This is a genomic window from Trinickia dinghuensis, from assembly GCF_003367175.1.
Taxonomy (GTDB): Bacteria; Pseudomonadota; Gammaproteobacteria; order Burkholderiales; family Burkholderiaceae; genus Trinickia; species Trinickia dinghuensis.
In genome coordinates, this window is sequence record NZ_QRGA01000006.1 from 406783 (window position 1) to 422475 (window position 15693).

General features: G+C 56.7%; 17 protein-coding genes. 12 read left to right on the plus strand and 5 right to left on the minus strand.

The genetic code is table 11. From position 1 onward, the window contains the following. On the minus strand, positions 1 to 501 hold a 501-nt coding region (locus DWV00_RS33995), incomplete at its 3' end, for a phage integrase central domain-containing protein (protein WP_425452750.1). 277 nt (positions 502 to 778) lie between these two features. On the opposite strand from DWV00_RS33995, the gene DWV00_RS34955 reads away from it, so the two are divergent. Together DWV00_RS34955 and DWV00_RS11720 are read left to right on the plus strand one after the other, a co-directional pair. Then, positions 779 to 1324 (plus strand): type II toxin-antitoxin system RelE/ParE family toxin, encoded by a 546-nt coding sequence (locus DWV00_RS34955; RefSeq protein WP_342766972.1) that lies wholly within the window; start codon positions 779 to 781, stop codon positions 1322 to 1324. Next, positions 1321 to 1620 carry an addiction module antidote protein gene (locus DWV00_RS11720; protein WP_115533730.1) on the plus strand — a complete coding sequence of 100 codons (300 nt, stop codon included), beginning with the start codon at positions 1321 to 1323 and terminating at the stop codon, positions 1618 to 1620. The genes DWV00_RS34955 and DWV00_RS11720 overlap by 4 nt, the downstream gene beginning before the upstream one ends. 269 nt (positions 1621 to 1889) lie before the next feature. On the opposite strand, the gene DWV00_RS11725 is transcribed toward DWV00_RS11720, so the two are convergent. After that, complete coding sequence (locus DWV00_RS11725) at positions 1890 to 2843, minus strand: site-specific integrase (protein WP_115533899.1); 954 nt, start codon at positions 2841 to 2843, stop codon at positions 1890 to 1892. Positions 2844 to 3270: 427 nt separating this feature from the next. On the opposite strand from DWV00_RS11725, the gene DWV00_RS34960 reads away from it, so the two are divergent. From DWV00_RS34960 to DWV00_RS35065, 9 genes are all read left to right on the plus strand, one after another. Next, entirely contained in the window at positions 3271 to 4506 is a 1236-nt protein-coding gene (locus tag DWV00_RS34960) for an HAD domain-containing protein (RefSeq protein ID WP_342766973.1), read from the plus strand. 534 nt (positions 4507 to 5040) lie between these two features. Continuing rightward, the gene (locus DWV00_RS34890) at positions 5041 to 5781 is read left to right on the plus strand and encodes a DUF1173 family protein (RefSeq protein WP_115533731.1); all 741 of its coding nucleotides are present in this window, start codon (positions 5041 to 5043) and stop codon (positions 5779 to 5781) included. Positions 5782 to 5816: 35 nt separating this feature from the next. Further along, positions 5817 to 6290: a DUF1173 family protein gene (locus tag DWV00_RS34895; RefSeq protein WP_484419727.1), complete on the plus strand. Its 474-nt coding sequence runs from the start codon at positions 5817 to 5819 to the stop codon at positions 6288 to 6290. A 504-nt stretch (positions 6291 to 6794) separates the two neighbouring features. Further along, positions 6795 to 7334, plus strand: coding sequence for a PAAR domain-containing protein (locus DWV00_RS11755; RefSeq protein ID WP_115533734.1), 540 nt, complete (start codon positions 6795 to 6797; stop codon positions 7332 to 7334). Beyond that, the gene (locus tag DWV00_RS11760) at positions 7334 to 8149 is read left to right on the plus strand and encodes a hypothetical protein (protein ID WP_115533735.1); all 816 of its coding nucleotides are present in this window, start codon (positions 7334 to 7336) and stop codon (positions 8147 to 8149) included. Before DWV00_RS11755 ends, DWV00_RS11760 begins: the two co-directional genes overlap by 1 nt. Then, positions 8146 to 8499, plus strand: a complete 354-nt coding sequence (locus DWV00_RS11765; RefSeq protein ID WP_115533736.1) for a hypothetical protein — start codon at positions 8146 to 8148, stop codon at positions 8497 to 8499. Before DWV00_RS11760 ends, DWV00_RS11765 begins: the two co-directional genes overlap by 4 nt. A gap of 4 nt (positions 8500 to 8503) precedes the next feature. Beyond that, positions 8504 to 8848, plus strand: a complete 345-nt coding sequence (locus tag DWV00_RS11770) for a hypothetical protein (RefSeq protein WP_115533737.1) — start codon at positions 8504 to 8506, stop codon at positions 8846 to 8848. 207 nt (positions 8849 to 9055) lie between these two features. Next, entirely contained in the window at positions 9056 to 9397 is a 342-nt protein-coding gene (locus tag DWV00_RS11775) for an H-NS family nucleoid-associated regulatory protein (RefSeq protein ID WP_115533901.1), read from the plus strand. Positions 9398 to 9540: 143 nt separating this feature from the next. Continuing rightward, positions 9541 to 9774 carry an ImmA/IrrE family metallo-endopeptidase gene (locus DWV00_RS35065; RefSeq protein ID WP_425452756.1) on the plus strand — a complete coding sequence of 78 codons (234 nt, stop codon included), beginning with the start codon at positions 9541 to 9543 and terminating at the stop codon, positions 9772 to 9774. A 1210-nt stretch (positions 9775 to 10984) separates the two neighbouring features. On the opposite strand, the gene DWV00_RS11785 is transcribed toward DWV00_RS35065, so the two are convergent. The 3 genes from DWV00_RS11785 to DWV00_RS11795 form a co-directional block, all read right to left on the minus strand. Then, positions 10985 to 13222: a hypothetical protein gene (locus DWV00_RS11785; RefSeq protein ID WP_115533739.1), complete on the minus strand. Its 2238-nt coding sequence runs from the start codon at positions 13220 to 13222 to the stop codon at positions 10985 to 10987. After that, the gene (locus DWV00_RS11790; RefSeq protein ID WP_115533740.1) at positions 13219 to 14397 is read right to left on the minus strand and encodes a hypothetical protein; all 1179 of its coding nucleotides are present in this window, start codon (positions 14395 to 14397) and stop codon (positions 13219 to 13221) included. The genes DWV00_RS11785 and DWV00_RS11790 overlap by 4 nt, the downstream gene beginning before the upstream one ends. 311 nt (positions 14398 to 14708) lie before the next feature. After that, the gene (locus tag DWV00_RS11795; protein ID WP_220274682.1) at positions 14709 to 15041 is read right to left on the minus strand and encodes an excisionase family DNA-binding protein; all 333 of its coding nucleotides are present in this window, start codon (positions 15039 to 15041) and stop codon (positions 14709 to 14711) included. A gap of 209 nt (positions 15042 to 15250) precedes the next feature. Here DWV00_RS11795 and DWV00_RS11800 point away from each other — a divergent pair, with 209 nt between their 5' ends. Next, a complete protein-coding gene (locus DWV00_RS11800; protein WP_115533902.1) occupies positions 15251 to 15601 on the plus strand; it encodes a hypothetical protein in 351 nt (116 codons plus the stop codon). The last annotated feature ends 92 nt before the right edge of the window (positions 15602 to 15693 follow it).

The following is a 15693-nucleotide window of genomic DNA, read 5'->3' on the forward strand; positions in this document are numbered from 1 at the left end:
CTCGGACCATTCGGCCTTACGAAGCTCCCCGGGGCGAACAAAGGTCAGGATGCCGATAAAGAGCGCACATTTCGTTTCAAAGCCGCCAGCGTAGCCCCGAATCGCACGCATCAGCGCGCCAACCTCCTTTGGATCCGTGATCGACGCGTAATGCTGCTTTGGGGCAGGCTTGAGCGCCTCGTGAAGATCAGTCGTGGGATCGTGGCTTACCCGCCCAGTCACCACTGCGTATCTGAAGATCTGCCCGCATTTCTGCAGGGAGCGATGAGCTGTATCGATCGCGCCTCGTCGCTCAATCCTCCGCAAGGCAGTCAGTAACTCCAGCGGCGTGATTTCCGCAATCGGACGCCTGCCTAGAGACGAAAACATATCGCGTTCAAGCCGATGCAAGAAGCGCGAGCCGGTCGGAGTCAAAAGGACATAGAGACCGCCGCCATCGAACAGCTTGACCGGCTTTGCGCCTGGCTTAGCTTTGCGAATCAATGTATCGGAGAGTGTCACGGGGGGTATCTCCCATCGCCGCCTGCGACGTACCCCAGAAACTACCCCCACGAATCGGTGGAAGTCAACGGAATGAGACAGCCCGCCTCGGAATCCCCGAGAAGCCCGTCAATACACGCCGTACGGGCACTAGGATGCCCCAAACGGAACACTCTGGACTCTACTGGAACTCTTTGGATGGTGGGCCAGGTGGGAGTCGCATTGACGTCGGTCAAGCGCGCCTCGCAAGGGCGCCCACGATGTGGGGATGTACGGGTTACCCCCAAACCTACCCCCAATGATGGGCGGAACAAAATGGAACGAGACGCGAGGCGAAAACATTGCCGCCGCAGGCATAGGTGGACTCGTTGTGCCCCGGCCCTTCGGAAATGGGTTACGACTACAAGGCGGGGGCGAGGCTTCCGGGATCGCCTTGGGACCGCTCACTTTTCAGTTGGCGGCGCTGGTGCATGCGTTACAGCACTTGCTTTATTGTATCCAAATAGATACAATAGATGTTCGTTCTACTCCACCCTCGGCCGTGAACATAGTTAATGCCACCGAAGAATTCACCGATTGGGTCAGCGCACTGACAGACGTCAAAGCACGCGCTGCGATCTACTTGCGGATCAAGCGCGCCGAGCTGGGCAACTTCGGCGAGTACAAGGTTCTCGATGAAGGCGTTTCCGAAATGAAGGTCGACGTTGGCCCCGGCTATCGGGTCTATTTTGCGCGCGAAGGCCGTGTGACCTACCTACTTCTGTGTGGCGGCGACAAGTCGACCCAGAAGGCCGACATCAAGCGCGCCAAGGCCATGTGGAAGACAATCAAGGAGCAAGCATGAGCAAAGTCAAGATCTCCCGCTTCGACGTATCGGAGCACCTGGACAGCGAGGAAGTCATCGCCGCTTACCTCAATGCAGCCCTTGAAGAAGGTGACTCAGATCTGCTCATGGCGGCAATCGCAGATGTCGCCAAAGCGCGCGGCATCGCCAAGGTTGCAGCCGACGCAGGGGTTGGACGGGAAAGCCTGTACAAGACACTAGCCCCGGGTTCCAAGCCAAAGCTCGAAACCGTGTTCAAGTTGATGCATGCGCTTGGCGTCAAGTTGACCGCTACGCCGGAGACGGCTCACGCTTAGCTTGAGGGTTGGCGCGCGGTTGCCTTCTGTTCGCGCCGGATTTCCCGCGGGCCGACGCCCCAAACCGTCAACGTCGGTCGAATTCTGACCCACCGGGGGACATGGGCACTCCCACTCGATGACGGCACCGTACATCTTTACGCTGCATGTTCGATGCGCCATCGGCAACAACATCGCCGGTGGTTATGGTCACGCAAAGATCCGCAGGAACTTGCTCCAGGCATCACGCGGTCCCCGACATCGAAATATGCCAACGCGTTGCGCATGTCCTACAGAAACTCTGGGCGAATCGCCACCGTATCGCATTCAAGAGTATCAAGGTAATCAGCCCATGCCTGCATCATTTTCCTGCGCAGCGGCAGATACTCTGCAAAGTTGTAAGCCCCCCTCACCTCATCCCGCTCGCCGTGAGATAGCTGCCGTTCGATCGCATCGGATGGCCACCCCTGTTCATTGAACAACGTCGACGCGGTACTGCGGAACCCATGACCGGTCATTTGCTCACTCGTGTAGCCGAGTCTCCGCAGTGCCGCATTCACGGTGTTTTCGCTCATCGGTCGCACACTGGTCCTGACACTGGGAAAGACGTACCGTCCATGCCCCGTTACCGAATAAAGCTCCTTCAAAACGGCAAGTGACTGCTTCGACAGAGGCACGATATGCTGCTCTTTCATCTTCATCCTGCTGGCGGAGATACGCCACTCTGCATGATCGAAGTCGAATTCGGACCATTCAGCCTTGCGAAGCTCCCCGGGACGAACAAAGGTCAGGATACCGATAAGGAGTGCACATTTCGTTTCAAAGCCACCGGCGTAGCCCCGGATCGCACGCATCAGCGCGCCAACCTCCTTTGGATCCGTGATCGACGCGTAATGCTGCGTTGGGGCAGGCTTGAGCGCCTCGTGAAGATCGGTCGTGGGGTCGTGGCTCACCCGCCCCGTCACCACCGCGTATCTGAAGATCTGTCCGCATTTCTGCAGGGAGCGATGGGCCGTGTCGATCGCTCCTCGTCGCTCGATCCTCCGCAAGGCAGTCAGTAACTCCAGCGGCGCGGTTTCCGCAATCGGACGCCTGCCTAGAGACGGAAACATGTCGCGTTCTAGCCGATGCAAGAAGCGTGAGCCGGTCGGAGTCAAAAGGAGATAGAGACCGCCGCCATCGAACAGCTTGAACGACTTTGCGCCTGGCTTAGCTTTGCGGATCGAAGTATCGGAGAGTGTCATGGGGGTATCTCCCATCGCCGCCTGCGACCTACCCCAGAAACTACCCCCACGAATCGGCGGAAGTCAACGGAATGAGACAGCCCTCCTCGGAATCCCCGAGAAGCCCGTCAATACACGCCGTACAGGCACAAGGATGCCCAAACGGAACACTTGTGCCGTTAGCCGTAACCTGCCCACGGAATCAAGCACAAGGTGTCCGCGAACGATGGCTCTATCATCTGTCAGGCTTGCTGCAATAAACCATAAGCCGACCCATCGGTAAGAAATAAAGCATAAGACGTCCGCGAAAATCACCGATAAAACAGTCTACGTTTTCCGCTTTCGCGCAACAAAATTGCGACTAGCATGGAAGAACCGCCCGAGGGAGCAGCGCTGGAAGGGAAGCCCGAACCCACGCTGATAGCTCTTCGGAAGCAAGGAGATTCCCGTGCCAATCTGGACGTCCGCTTCTGTGACCACGGAGCCCGAGGTCGTGTTATCCCGGTGGAGAATTCTTGAGACCGATGACGGCACTCGACATTTTGTCGGCGCAAACGAGCGAGACCATACAGGACGTGTCAGTACCGCAATCGTCGTGTTCGATTGCCGCTCCTTGCGAGGCGAAACGGCGTCTGGCCGTATTTATCAACTGATTGGGGCGCCAGGCTGGTCGAGTAACGCAGACTACGTCTGGCAGCGCTGGTGTCAGGCGAACAGCGTGACATCGCATACCGATGTCACCGGGCAACTGCTTGTCACCGCGGAAAGTGACCGCAGCGTTCCAGCGTGTTCGAATTTCGATTGCACTGAAGCCATGTCTCTTACATCTCCGCAGACAGACCCCGGCCCGAGCCCACTGGCACTCGACCTGCAGTCGCTTGGGCAACTGGTCAGGAAGCAACGGATTGCGTGCGAGCTTAGCCTTCTCGATGCCGCCGATGCGATGAACGTCGATGCGGTCCTGCTGGGCCACATCGAAGACGGGCAAACTGTCGACACCGACTCGCTGCTCACCGTCCTGAGAGGACTTGGCTTGCGATTGCTCGTTATGCCAACCGGTGACGCCGAAGTCACCCTGCGCATGCTCGGCCATACCATCAGCTATCAACCAGCGGCACCGCCAAACGCCGGCCTATCCGATGCTGGAACGTCCTTCGTACTAGACGAGACAACGCCGACGTTGTTTGTCGATTTTGATGGAACGCTCCATGTTGGCCGCGCATTTATCGACGAGTGCAACCAGATAACGCTCGACTCTGGGCGGCGTCCAATGGAGTTTGCCCCACTGCTCGTTGAATTGCTGGAGCCATACCCAGACGTCGAAATCGTTCTTACCACGTCGTGGCTGCAGAAATTGTCCGTCGCCGAAGTCGTTTCTCACCTGCCATTGGAACTGGCGGGCCGAGTCGTCGGCACAACACGAGACATCAAACCCCGGATGAGCTATGTGTTGAGCGGCGCCGACCGAACCTATGTCATCGTCAGCTACGCATACGGACATCGGTTGAAGAACTGGCTCGCGATAGATGACGCGGTGTTTGGTGCGAGCCAATTTGGCAGAGAACCGGGCGCGCTGCTAGCGCATTTTCTCCTCCTCGATTCGGCCCGCGGCATCGGAGACGCTATACCTCGTCAGCATATTCGACGGTGGCTAGCCGATGTCCATCACGACCGCAGCTTTTAGCTGGAGCGCCACATGAAACGACCCTGCGCTCTTGCTGAATGGTTGTTCCGCTTCGCTTCATCGCAGAAGAACGTTGACCGGCTCGCGATGTGGCTCGGCGGGACCGTGTCGATAGTCGGGGTGGTGCTCGCCATTGTGATTTTGGTCATGTTGATACTCCGGTAAGCAGTCTCTGCCGGAGCAATCGCACCTCGGCTAACAGCGAGGACAGTTCGCAGATGGCGCAGCTTGGAATCGCAGGTCTGCGCCCGGTTATCTCGGCCGGTGTCGGAGCGCCAGCGCGACCTGAACCCAGCTTACCAACGTGGTCATGGTTCGTGCGGACTGATAATCACATGTGGCAACTCGCATTCGATGGTTAACGTTTTTCCTCCGTCGTCGTGCGTTGCATAACAAGCAGCATATAAAAGCATGCAGCATGCATGGTCGGCGACTAAAAAACTGCAACAGATGTGCTTTTTATCCCTCTATGGCATACTTCGTTAATTCGACAGAGATTTGTCGTCACCAGCATCACCCAACGAGAAATTAGAGATGGCAAAATACAAAATTCTCAATGAAATAACAGACTTCTCAGCATTACATCAAGATGAAATTAATTCCCTACTGAAATCAATAATCGGCAAGAAAGATTCAATTTACTGCTTATGCAACAAAGGAAAGCCTCCGATGCATGTATCGCATCGTGACGGAAATTATTTTCCCGTGAGAGATTCAAATACCGGGGACATGCATTACAAGCTTTGCAGGCATCACAAGCTAAAGCAGGAAGAGATTGCGACGATGGGATATGACATGGAGGCGCTATCCAGCACAGACGAGGAAGAATTACTCATCTCACTCTCAAAGTCACTTAAAAAGAAAGTCGAGGCACAACCCGCAAATAAAACTGAATACCATTTTCGCAATATGATTACCCGCGAGATAACAAATCGCATCACCGAATTGGGATTACTCCACCTTTTATGGGAGCGAGCTGGGCTACATGAATTCCTCGGCACTCGCTCGGATAACATTTGGGGGAAAATTCGACATGCTGCGAATGGCATTCGCCCACGCGGAATCAATGGATTGCAGTTCGGCCTATCCGATATCTTGCTTCTTCCACTGCACTCTGAAACACCGAATCAGAAAGATAGAAATCAAGCGAAATTCAAAGAAGCACAAAGAAAGAACAGATTTCTACTTTTCATCGCAACCCTCAATCACGACGAAGCAAATGCACTAATTAACGCAAATAATAAAGATTTTTCCCTCACCAAAAACTCGGTCTAAACGTTACACTTTATTCAAATTCAGCACATTCAGTCATCGACCCGATGATTGACAGTTTCGAAACCCAGCTAAAGACGTACTCTCAAAAATTTAAAGATGATTTAATTATCCTCGGGATTGCAGAGCCCGGAAAAATCAAACCATACGCGACGATAAGCTCCGTGGTGGCAATGCCGGTAGTTCACAGTCAAATACCTTACGACTCGGGTTACGAGCGAGACCTCGCATTACATCTCATAAGCGAAGAGCGCGCATTTAGAAAACCTCTGCGCTACGACGCAAAAGAATATATGCAGGTTCACCCAGATTTTGTGTTGCTTGACACAACGGAGCCCGTAGTAGTAGAAGTCTACGGCATGAACACCAAAGAGTATCTCGCTCGCAAAAAAGAGAAGCAAGAAATTTACAGCAAAGGAGAATATCCATTTGATTTGTGGGAATGGAATGCCGTCGATTGCAGGGACCTGGGGCAATGGCTAGCGACCACCCCCCTGCCCGTAGGTGCTTGACTCAACGGAATCAACTAGTGCGCAGCTGCGGTTCTTCGCGCTTGCCACCCACGACCGGACTCGGGTGTATCCCGACCATATCGCGCCAGTTTTCGGGGCCATGTATTTCAGCGGAACGGCCACAACACCGATGGCGGCCTTCTTACCGAGCCTTGCGCCTCGTTTCATGCAACAAGGGTGAGGCTTGATGTCAGCCACAGTGACTCCGCTCTTCTGCACAAGTTTGACGACGCGGTCGCGCGTGGCCAAGGCCCTCTTCGTGTAATACCTCCAGGTTGCGCTTGGAGGTATCGCCTTTGCCTCGACTGCGTCCAAGGTGCACAAGGGCTACCCGGAATGATTGAATTAGACGCACTACATCACGACGGCAGATTGCGCTACACCGCTATGCAATTTTGATTACAGAATCATTTTCATCGATTTTGGCGACGGCCTTGCAATGCACGTGGCATTTATGTTATTTATTCACGCCACAATACATAAAATACCGAGGGCAAAATCGGCATGAAACGTAGTCACCTGATGGTCGGCGATAAGTCGTCCGCCGGCGGAACTGTGGTCGAAGGGATTCCGCTGGCCACTCACAAAGACACTGAGCTCACCTTCGTCGGAGCACAGGTATCCTGCCCAGCGTGCAAGTCGGTCGGGCGCATCGTTGCACAAGGTCCACGTTGGCCGGGATTGATGATGGGCAAGCAACGTGCGCTGGAAGGTGACATTTGCGCTTGCAAGTGTGAGCCCCCTCCCGTCATGCGTGCGTCTCAATCGGACATGTTCGAGAGCTATGAAGGCCACGACTTAGCGAGAATGGGATATACCTCCACCGGCGAGTCGATGGAGCATGCCGCCCAGTCCTATGACCAGCACTTCCGGATTATCAATAGCGACGGAGAGCCCGTGGAAGGCTTGCCTTACCTGCTCAAAACCCAAGACGGGACCACTGTGCAGGGAGTCACATCAGCCAACGGCAAGACAGACCTGCTTTCGGCGAACAATGCGCATGACGTGCAGTTCTTGCTTCACCTGGCGCAGGGGAGCGAATAATGCAGCTAGCCAACGCTCTGATGACGCCGAAGGACGACCGGAAGCCCGTCACAGTTCAGTGCAAGGTCTATTGGGTTCACAGCAACGTATGGAACGACCAGTGGATTGCGAAATACCATGCGTCAGTACCCGCTCTGGCCAAGGACATCCAGGCTCGTAAGGTTGATATGTCGAAGCTGGATAGCGAGCCCATTGACGGGTCACCGACCGGCGGGGACGATGCGAACCGCTTCACATGTGAAGACTTCGCCTTCGAGGTCCTCATCGAATTTGCTTCGCGGAACAAACTCCCCTTGAAAATCAAGACCGCTTCGGCCGTCTTCAAGAACATCGACAAGGACTACAAGTCCGGAAACAAGACGGCTCCTCCGACTCCCGCCGGGTTCGCCCTCGACGTTGCCTACGCGAGCGGCGCCCCCGACGTGCTGAAGAATTCCGCTCCTGTGGCCGACGGCGACCTGTTGCCTGGTGACCTCTTCGTTGAGTTCAATGGCGGCCATATCCAGCTCGTAACAGGAGTTGGGCCAGGCAAGGTCGAAATCATGCAAGGCAACTTCCCAGGGCCTGGCGAAACCCCACGCCGGAAGTGGACAAGCTACCTTGAGCTTGGGCCATGGCTGCGCTCGACGAACGATGGGAACCGAGAAAGCCCAAACTACTTGGGCTCACCGGTCCAAGATGCCGTCTACGAACAACGCAATGGCAAGTGGATGTATCAGCGCCTTTACGGTAGCTACAGGGATTGGGACTCGGATGTCTGGGGGACGATGAACAAGCATGTGCGCTGGAATTTTGCCGAGTTTAACAACCTATGAAGCTGAAACTTACGGTCACCGTTCTCGCGGCGCTTATCCTGTGCTACATCGCAGCCGGCTCTCCATCCATCGGGCTGCTGTTTAAGCCCTCGGTTATCGCGGACGGCCTGGCGCTGAAGCCCATCACTTATCATTGGGCCAATCGTTTGGACCGGGCTGCGCCCGCAGCGGAGCTTCTGGCGAGCCGTTTCTACGTCCTGGCTGTTGCAGTCGTCAGTGCGGTGGCAAGCCTTTTCATGTTCCGCGGCAATGGCGACCGAAAGCGCTTTGTTTTTGTACTTGGCTGGGCTATCGCGTTGCTTGCCATCCTCGTCTACGCCCAGTCGCAAGCCTTCTACACGGTCGGCTAATCTCATGAAAAAGACCGCCGAAATCGCGCTGACAACGACCGCATCCATCGTCTCGCTGGTTGGATTGGTTCTAAGCATCGGAACGCTGGCTTCCCTCAGAAGCCTGGACCAACTCCACCGCCTTCTAAGCTACGACTACCTCAGCTTCGTTGATAGCCAAGCAGCAGGTGGGATGGCAAGCGATTTCTTCACGGGCGCGGCGCTGCTGCTCCTGGGAAGCGTACTATTCACGAAAATAGAGAGGATGAGTCGTGTCGGCCAAATAGTAGCTGGGCTCGTGCTGCTGTTTATTGCGTCCACACTCGTCTACGCCTGCCTAAACCCTCGCATCGGTATCCGGCCGTATTGACGTGCGTCCGTCGAAACCAGCGACGCGCGAGCGGGCATTCTCGCTAGTCGGTATCCTTCGCGGCAAGCTTGGCCATACGCTTGCGCTCGGATTGACCAACGAAAGCGAACACCCGCTCGCAAGAGCAGGATGCGCTTTGTGCTATTGTGGCTGTACACCTTCGCACAGGTCAGCCCAGCTACCGTGTGTTTAGCAAAGAAGAATCGGATGGACGAGAGAAAGCGCGAAAGCATGGTCGCTTATTTGCGACGCAGAATGGCCGAAATCAGTATCGAACCCGAAGATGTTGCCGCCTCGATTGCCGAGGACCAACGTCGCCAGCGTGCAGTGCGGTATCGCGACGCTTTTGGCAACGGTTGGGATGGTGAAGGCGCAGCCCCGCAGTGGGTCGTCCAGGCGACCAGTGCCGGACAATCGCTCGAGCATTTCGCGGTTGATGAAGCTCGAGAACAGAATGTCCAGCGGCGGCAAAGCATCGACTGGCGTTACGACCCGTTCGCCGGCACCCGTTTGGCCAAAGTCAATTCCGATGGCCTTGGAGCTTCCTGAAGATGCACTCGGCAGGAACGCAAGCCGCAGCTTTCTCTTAGCTGCGAAGTCCGCACTCGCAATTGCCGTAGCGGACGTAAACATGAGGTGGCGGCGATAGCAACCGTCAGAGTCTCGTCGTTGGCGAAAAAACACCGCTCATCCTGAACTCGTCGCATTCACCAACGCGACAGCCGAGCGACCTCATGCACGAGCTGGCGCATCGCATCCGTAATCACGAGCCGGAAAAGGTGAGCATGTCCTCCGAAGGCGTGATGCTGCTGAAGGCCTACGGAGGACGGGCTGGCTGGCGTGCTACCGCCGCGAGATGCGCTTGTCCATATTCGACGCCAAGGGTTGCCCGACGAAGAGGTCGTCGCGCAATACGGTGCGAATAAGAGGATGTACACCTATCGCGTGTCGATGACCGGTGTGAACCGGCAGTTCCGGTGAAGCTATGAGCACGACCTCGGCTCGCCGTCGCAGAGGTTCCTGACGTCATAGCCAACCATGAACAGGGCCTTCTCAGCTAGAAGGAAATCAGATTTCCCGACAACCTGTTCGATGCACCGCGCCCCCAACCTCGCGAATTGCGCGCGCTCGAGATTGCTTATTAAGTGCAAGTTGGGGAAAGTGAGATGGGCGCAAGACGGGTCGCGTCGTCGTTTTGACTCTCGACTGGCAGGGAATCGAAATGCTTTCGGAACGGCATGAGAAACGCGGCGCGCGATAAGTCCGAGAGCCGCGGTAACTCGCCCGTCGAAAATCAGCACATCTTGGGTTGGCGCGCTCCAGCCCGCAGAAAAATCTAATGCTGCGGCGGCGAAGATTTTTGTGGTTCCGGACGTCATTGGGATGGCGTCTCGTGCGAACAGACCGTCGAGAGGTGTCGTCGATGAGGCGCGTAGAGCGCGCGTCGCAGATTGGATGCTTGAAATCAAACTTCCGCGCCGAGTTTGCTCGTCGAGCCAGTCGATGCGCGCCGCGTCTTCTCGGTCGCGCACACCGCCCCAATCGAGAATCTTTCGGCAAACTACGTTCGTCAGAAGTTCATCTCGGCTGCTCATGGCGCATTGAAGCGCGGCGCCTAACTGCTCAAAGCTTCCTGCGGGGTGCCGGGTCCAGGAGTATCGATGGCCGGCTTCCCTCAAACTCGAGCATGACCAAACAGGCGAACCACCGCTTTGCTCGCGCCAAGCCCTGAACACCACTTCACCTTTTCCACGAAGGCTAGTTCGATAACAGTGAAAGTGACCAGCGTGACAACTTTCTACCGGCTTCAAATCCGGTTCTGACGTGCCGCATGGACCAAGCCACAAACCGCGGATGGTTTCGATGGTCGCCGCAGACAGTCTATGGCCTCTTTTTCCTTGCGCCTTGTCTGGACCGTCGACGGCCGCAACCCAACTGCTTTCGTACGGAAGCAGTCCTTTGATGGGCTCCCAGTTCTGAACGGGGCCGTCCATTTGACCTGGTGGGCCCTTCCATTCTCTCTCGAGTGCTTTCATCGCCACGTTACCCCCGGTAGCACTTCGCACCACTTGTCCGTGGTGGTTTGAATTCGTAAACGCTTATCGGTACACCACGATGCGACCGACAACACCCCGTTCAAAAGTCGTCGGGAAGGGTCTCGCTTGCCGGCATCGCGTCGAATCCAAACAGTATGCGGAGCAGGCGAAGCTTGTGGGTGGCGCCTTCCAGCTTCGGCTGAATACGAGCCTTCAGGTCATCAAGGTGCCGCTGCTGGAGGCGCAATTTTTGTGTGTACAGCGCGAACGCAAACTCGCACGCTGCCTCGCCTTGTCGCCGATTGTGCTGCTCGAAGATGTTGGCCAGCAGGTCCAGCATGAACTGGCTGGCGCTCTCTTCTCGCGAGTAGTCCAGCTCGCTGGGCCGCGCGCAGCGCAAAAGTGCTGCCTGGATTGCGCCATCGTTGTACCGCGTAAAGTTCTCTGGATTGAGGATGACCTGCTGGAATGCGTCGGTGGCGAGCCGGTCGATTTCACTCGCGAATTTCTGGCCCTCTCTGGCATTCTGGAGAAGCGCACCGGCCGTCGCCAGTACGGCAGCGTTTGTGTCGTTTACTTCCCCGTAAAAAGGGTCCCAGTACGCGAAATCAGGACGGAGTCGCATATCCTCAACGAGGTTGTCGTCGCGCGGCATAAAGACCGCGTTCCCCAAGCCGTTCGCGGAGCCGGCGAGGCGCTCGAAGCGCGCGGCGAAAGGGTCGCCCAACTGCCGTTGAATATTTCGGAACGCCTGCAACTCTTCCTCGAACGATTCATCGATACCTTGCCCAACAGCGATGCCCGCGAATCTCTCGATTCTAATTTCCGCATTTGAAGCCGAATGCTTGAGATTCAACGGAAGTGCGGAGAGCTGAGCTGCGGTCTCCGCAATCTGGGCTCCAATGAAGTAGGTGCGCGCGCCCGAGTGGACGTCCCGTAAGTCACGGCTTATCGAGAGCAGGCGCGTGCCACGTCCGACCACCGCTGCAACAACCAGAATCCCAGCGGTACTATCCAGGTCAGTATCACCAGACTCGATTTCGGCGTCGCTTACCAGAGTGAGCGGAGTCGCTCGATGCATGACTTCCCGCAGCTTCTCAGCGCAGTATTCCGCAATCTCACGCGACGCTTCATCATCTTGATAAATGATGGCGCTCACCGATGCGGGGGTCTGCTGACCCACCAGCTTGTCGGCGAATTCCCTGAAGTTTTCGTTGTCCATCAGCTTCCGTCCATCGAGATAAATGGGGCGGACTTTGGCAGTTGGAATCGGGCCACGAGCTTGAACAGCGAGCGCGCCGTTCAGACCGTAGGCCTCGCAAAAATCAGAGACTTCTTGCAGTCGATGTTGCTTCTTTCGAAGCAGGACCGACTTCGGCAACAAGTCTTCTGGAGCGAAGCGCTCGCCGACGATTGGCAGGTCCTTCAGGTGTTTATGGTGCGGCCTGCCATCGAGGCCTGCCGGCGCTGGAAGTGCGAAGAGAGCGTCCTGGGAGTCCTTCGCGTCGAGCAGCGTCAGAAGCGTGACGACCTCGGTAGCGTCGCATTTCACCTTCTGTTTCCAGTCTCGCTCCAGATTCATCGACGATGATGCCGAGATGAGCGTGAACGACGTGCCATGAAGCGGCGCATCGATTTTGTCTATGCCCTCATGAGAATGGAATGTGACCACGCGAGGTTTTGCAACCTCAAACAACGTGCAGTACATGTCACGCAGCGCGTAGGCGACCGCAGCAATCCCCATCGTGTCGACGAAAATCACGTCGAGGTTCGCTCCAACTTTCCGGGCGCGATTGCAGAGCTTTTCGAGCAGCGCAAATGCGAGGAACTGGACACCTTCGACTTCGGTCAATGCTTCTTCGGCGCGCAAGAAGTGCGTCGAGCGCTTCTGAGACGGTTTGACGAAGGTGAAGCCCGGCGGCGCAACGACGGAGACGTGCTTAGCCGAAAACAGTTTTTTGAGCCCCGCGTTCCGGATGGCCGCGGTCTGACCGCGGAACAACCGCTCAAGGTCAGCGACAGCGTTTGTGAGCGCATCCACCTGCTTAATGGTCCCGTCGTGGCTAAATGAGCAGATACAAAGGCAAACTTTGTTCGACGTACGGTTTAACGCTTGGATGAGCAGCGGTTGCTCGAACGCCTTCTTGACCTCAGCGGCCTCCTCTGTCTCGCAGATGATGGCGACCACATCTGGCGGATTGATGCCTTGCAAGCCGACCTCAATCGCATCGGCCAGGTTCGCTACGTTGAACGTGCCTGGTGGCTTGAAGAGGAAATGGAAGTTTCGGACCGGCGAACTGCTTTCGAGTACGCAATCAAACGAAAAAAAACCCTTCATCGCGACACCGCTGTCGTCATGGGAATCACAATGGAATACGATGCGCCTACGGTGTGGCTCAGTTCTATATGGTCTTCGAGCCAATGCGTTGGCTCAAATACGCCGGCGGGCGTGTTCGAAAAATCTTGGACGAGGCAAATCCGTCCCGTGCGGAGTCGAAGATATGCGTTCAACTCGCTCAGTGTTTTGAGTACGTAGGTAAGTCCGCCGCCGCTAGCATTCGTATCTTTCGTTGTCTGGTGCAGAGCGAAGCACCGCTTAACGATGTCGACCTCTTCGTCAATGGAGAGAGCGCCTGCCGATGGCGCACCGTATCGTGACATCCAGCGACGCACGAGGCCCGGGCCAGTGTCGAGCACCGTCAACTCCAAAAACGACGTACGCTGAAGCGGCGAATCTCCGCCAGGCCCCGCCGCCGCGTGAGCTGCAGAGTGCTCAGCAAGGTATTCGTTAAACACCGCGTCGTCGGAGACCACTTGCTCGTGTTGAGCATCGCGGTCGTAGGAAATGAACTTTGCCATGAGCGCCCGTATGTTTCTGACATACGGTTTCCCATCCTCGTCGACGGCGGCGTGCTCATCGGTGTTCTTGAAGAGCTCGTATATCAATGTCCCAATCGAGGTATTGGCTTCCTCGGAAACCTTCCCTTCCGCCGCGGGCGCGCATGCAGTGATTATCTTCGAGGTGAGCAAGACGAAATCCGCTCGCGAGCGCAGCGCGCCGGGCTGCGGCCGGTTATAGAGCGGAAGGAGATATTCGTTCTTCGCCCGTGCAAAGCAACAGAGGAAGACCCCTCTGCCGCGCATCGTGTCGCGGAACTGGCTCTCCTGCATGGCCTGGATTCTGCCGACTCCAAATGAAAGTGCCTCCCGTGTCGATAACGGGTCTTCACGTCCCGGCACTTCGACCGAGCCGGCGAAATATGTGGATACCAGCCCGTGAGGCTCTTGCGCCAGGGCTTCCATCGGATTGCTGTCAACGTGTCCGTACAGTCGAAGCGCGGAATTCGCTTGAAGGCGTGACCACGTCGCGACGTACTGCATCAGCGCCGATGGGACGCCAACTGCACCACCGTACCGAAGGGCGAGTGGAATCCGCAAAATGGGGTCGTGGCCAGCCGCATCGTATTCGGCTTCAATCTCGCGAAGGCTGACGGCCTGCTGGAACGAAATCATAGAGAGAAGGTGGAGCGCTCAGGGTTCAGGGCACCGACAGCCGTCCGCGATTTCCACGTGCAGGTCGTCGAACGCAGCCTTTGCCGTCAGTTCGATGACACGAGATAGCTAACATGGGAAGCGCGGTAGAACGGACATGGCCGTCGAGAGCGTGTCTTTCGGCTCCCTCGGGTCGGTCAGCGAAACGCCATTTTAGCCTTCGCTTAACTGGTTGCCTACCGATGGCTGACGTGTTGGAACGGATGCTTTGCGGACCCGGGCATGCGCGCAGCTGTAGGGCCATGTCCGCGTTGAAGTGCCAGACGGCAAGCTCAATCCTCGTCGGATGTCGATGAGTTGTACGTCTCGACTGCCGCGTTGCGGGTTGCCAACTGCTCCATTACCGAGGCCTTGGTGATGAACCTGTCGCTCCCAGTTTCGTGGTGAAGCGTCAGTTTTCCCTGCTGGAGCAGCTTCAGTATGTGTGGGCGAGAAACGAAAAGAAGCGTCGCCGCTTCGCTGACGGATAGGGAGTCGGCAACATCTGGCCGCCAGGCTGGATGACGGCTCAACGCCTCCACGAGTATCGCCTCCACCCCGGCCAAAAGCTCACGCTGAACATCGAAAGGTAGGCTGGCTCCGACCCGCGCGAGCAGCTCACTCATACGCACGCGTGCGAGCTCAACGGCTCCGGCTATAGATGGGGGCGATTTCCCGTCTGTCGACATGTTGGCTCCTAGGCGGCGGGTCAAGATTCAGTGTAGACCGTCTGCGCGCGCCGCAACATCCGGCGAACGAACACGCCCTGAGCCCAGATGGGAGGCGTGTACCATGAGCAAGTAGAGGTGACGCTGCCACGACTATGGAGGGCGGGTTGACAGACCGACGTGTGCCTGACGATTTTCCGAGAGAGCCAGACCCTGGCGCGGTATCCGGTGGGCAACCCAAGCTCCTGGTTCGCGAGGTTGACGGTCGCTATCAAAGCGCACTCACCGACGAGGAACTTTGGGTACGCCACGACGCCTGCGAAGACCTGGCTGCCCAGCTTGCCGAGTACGCCTCACGAAACATTGAGACATCCGGTCTGACGCCTGACGTGGCGCTGAGCCGCGCCGAGAAGGGCGTGAGATTGAAGGTCGACGCCGGCGAGTGGGAGTTTTCGCAACTCGAGGTGGCTTGGGTTATGAAGCGCACGCGACAACTTCTGCCCGCGACCGACGAATAGCGCCACGCCGCGCCCCGACAACTGCTACTGCCCTACCCATACACGAGCCGCGCGAAGCTCGCCGCGTGGGTCGACTCGCACGGACAGAGCGC

Coding starts and splice junctions, on each gene's coding strand:
- DWV00_RS34955 (WP_342766972.1), top strand. CDS start 779: ATGATGGGCGGAACAAAATGGAACGAGACGCGAGGCGAAAACATTGCC.
- DWV00_RS11720 (WP_115533730.1), top strand. CDS start 1,321: ATGAGCAAAGTCAAGATCTCCCGCTTCGACGTATCGGAGCACCTGGAC.
- DWV00_RS11725 (WP_115533899.1), bottom strand. CDS start 2,843: ATGACACTCTCCGATACTTCGATCCGCAAAGCTAAGCCAGGCGCAAAG.
- DWV00_RS34890 (WP_115533731.1), top strand. CDS start 5,041: ATGGCAAAATACAAAATTCTCAATGAAATAACAGACTTCTCAGCATTA.
- DWV00_RS11755 (WP_115533734.1), top strand. CDS start 6,795: ATGAAACGTAGTCACCTGATGGTCGGCGATAAGTCGTCCGCCGGCGGA.
- DWV00_RS11760 (WP_115533735.1), top strand. CDS start 7,334: ATGCAGCTAGCCAACGCTCTGATGACGCCGAAGGACGACCGGAAGCCC.
- DWV00_RS11765 (WP_115533736.1), top strand. CDS start 8,146: ATGAAGCTGAAACTTACGGTCACCGTTCTCGCGGCGCTTATCCTGTGC.
- DWV00_RS11770 (WP_115533737.1), top strand. CDS start 8,504: ATGAAAAAGACCGCCGAAATCGCGCTGACAACGACCGCATCCATCGTC.
- DWV00_RS11775 (WP_115533901.1), top strand. CDS start 9,056: ATGGACGAGAGAAAGCGCGAAAGCATGGTCGCTTATTTGCGACGCAGA.
- DWV00_RS11785 (WP_115533739.1), bottom strand. CDS start 13,222: ATGAAGGGTTTTTTTTCGTTTGATTGCGTACTCGAAAGCAGTTCGCCG.
- DWV00_RS11790 (WP_115533740.1), bottom strand. CDS start 14,397: ATGATTTCGTTCCAGCAGGCCGTCAGCCTTCGCGAGATTGAAGCCGAA.
- DWV00_RS11795 (WP_220274682.1), bottom strand. CDS start 15,041: ATGAGTGAGCTGCTCGCGCGGGTCGGAGCCAGCCTACCTTTCGATGTT.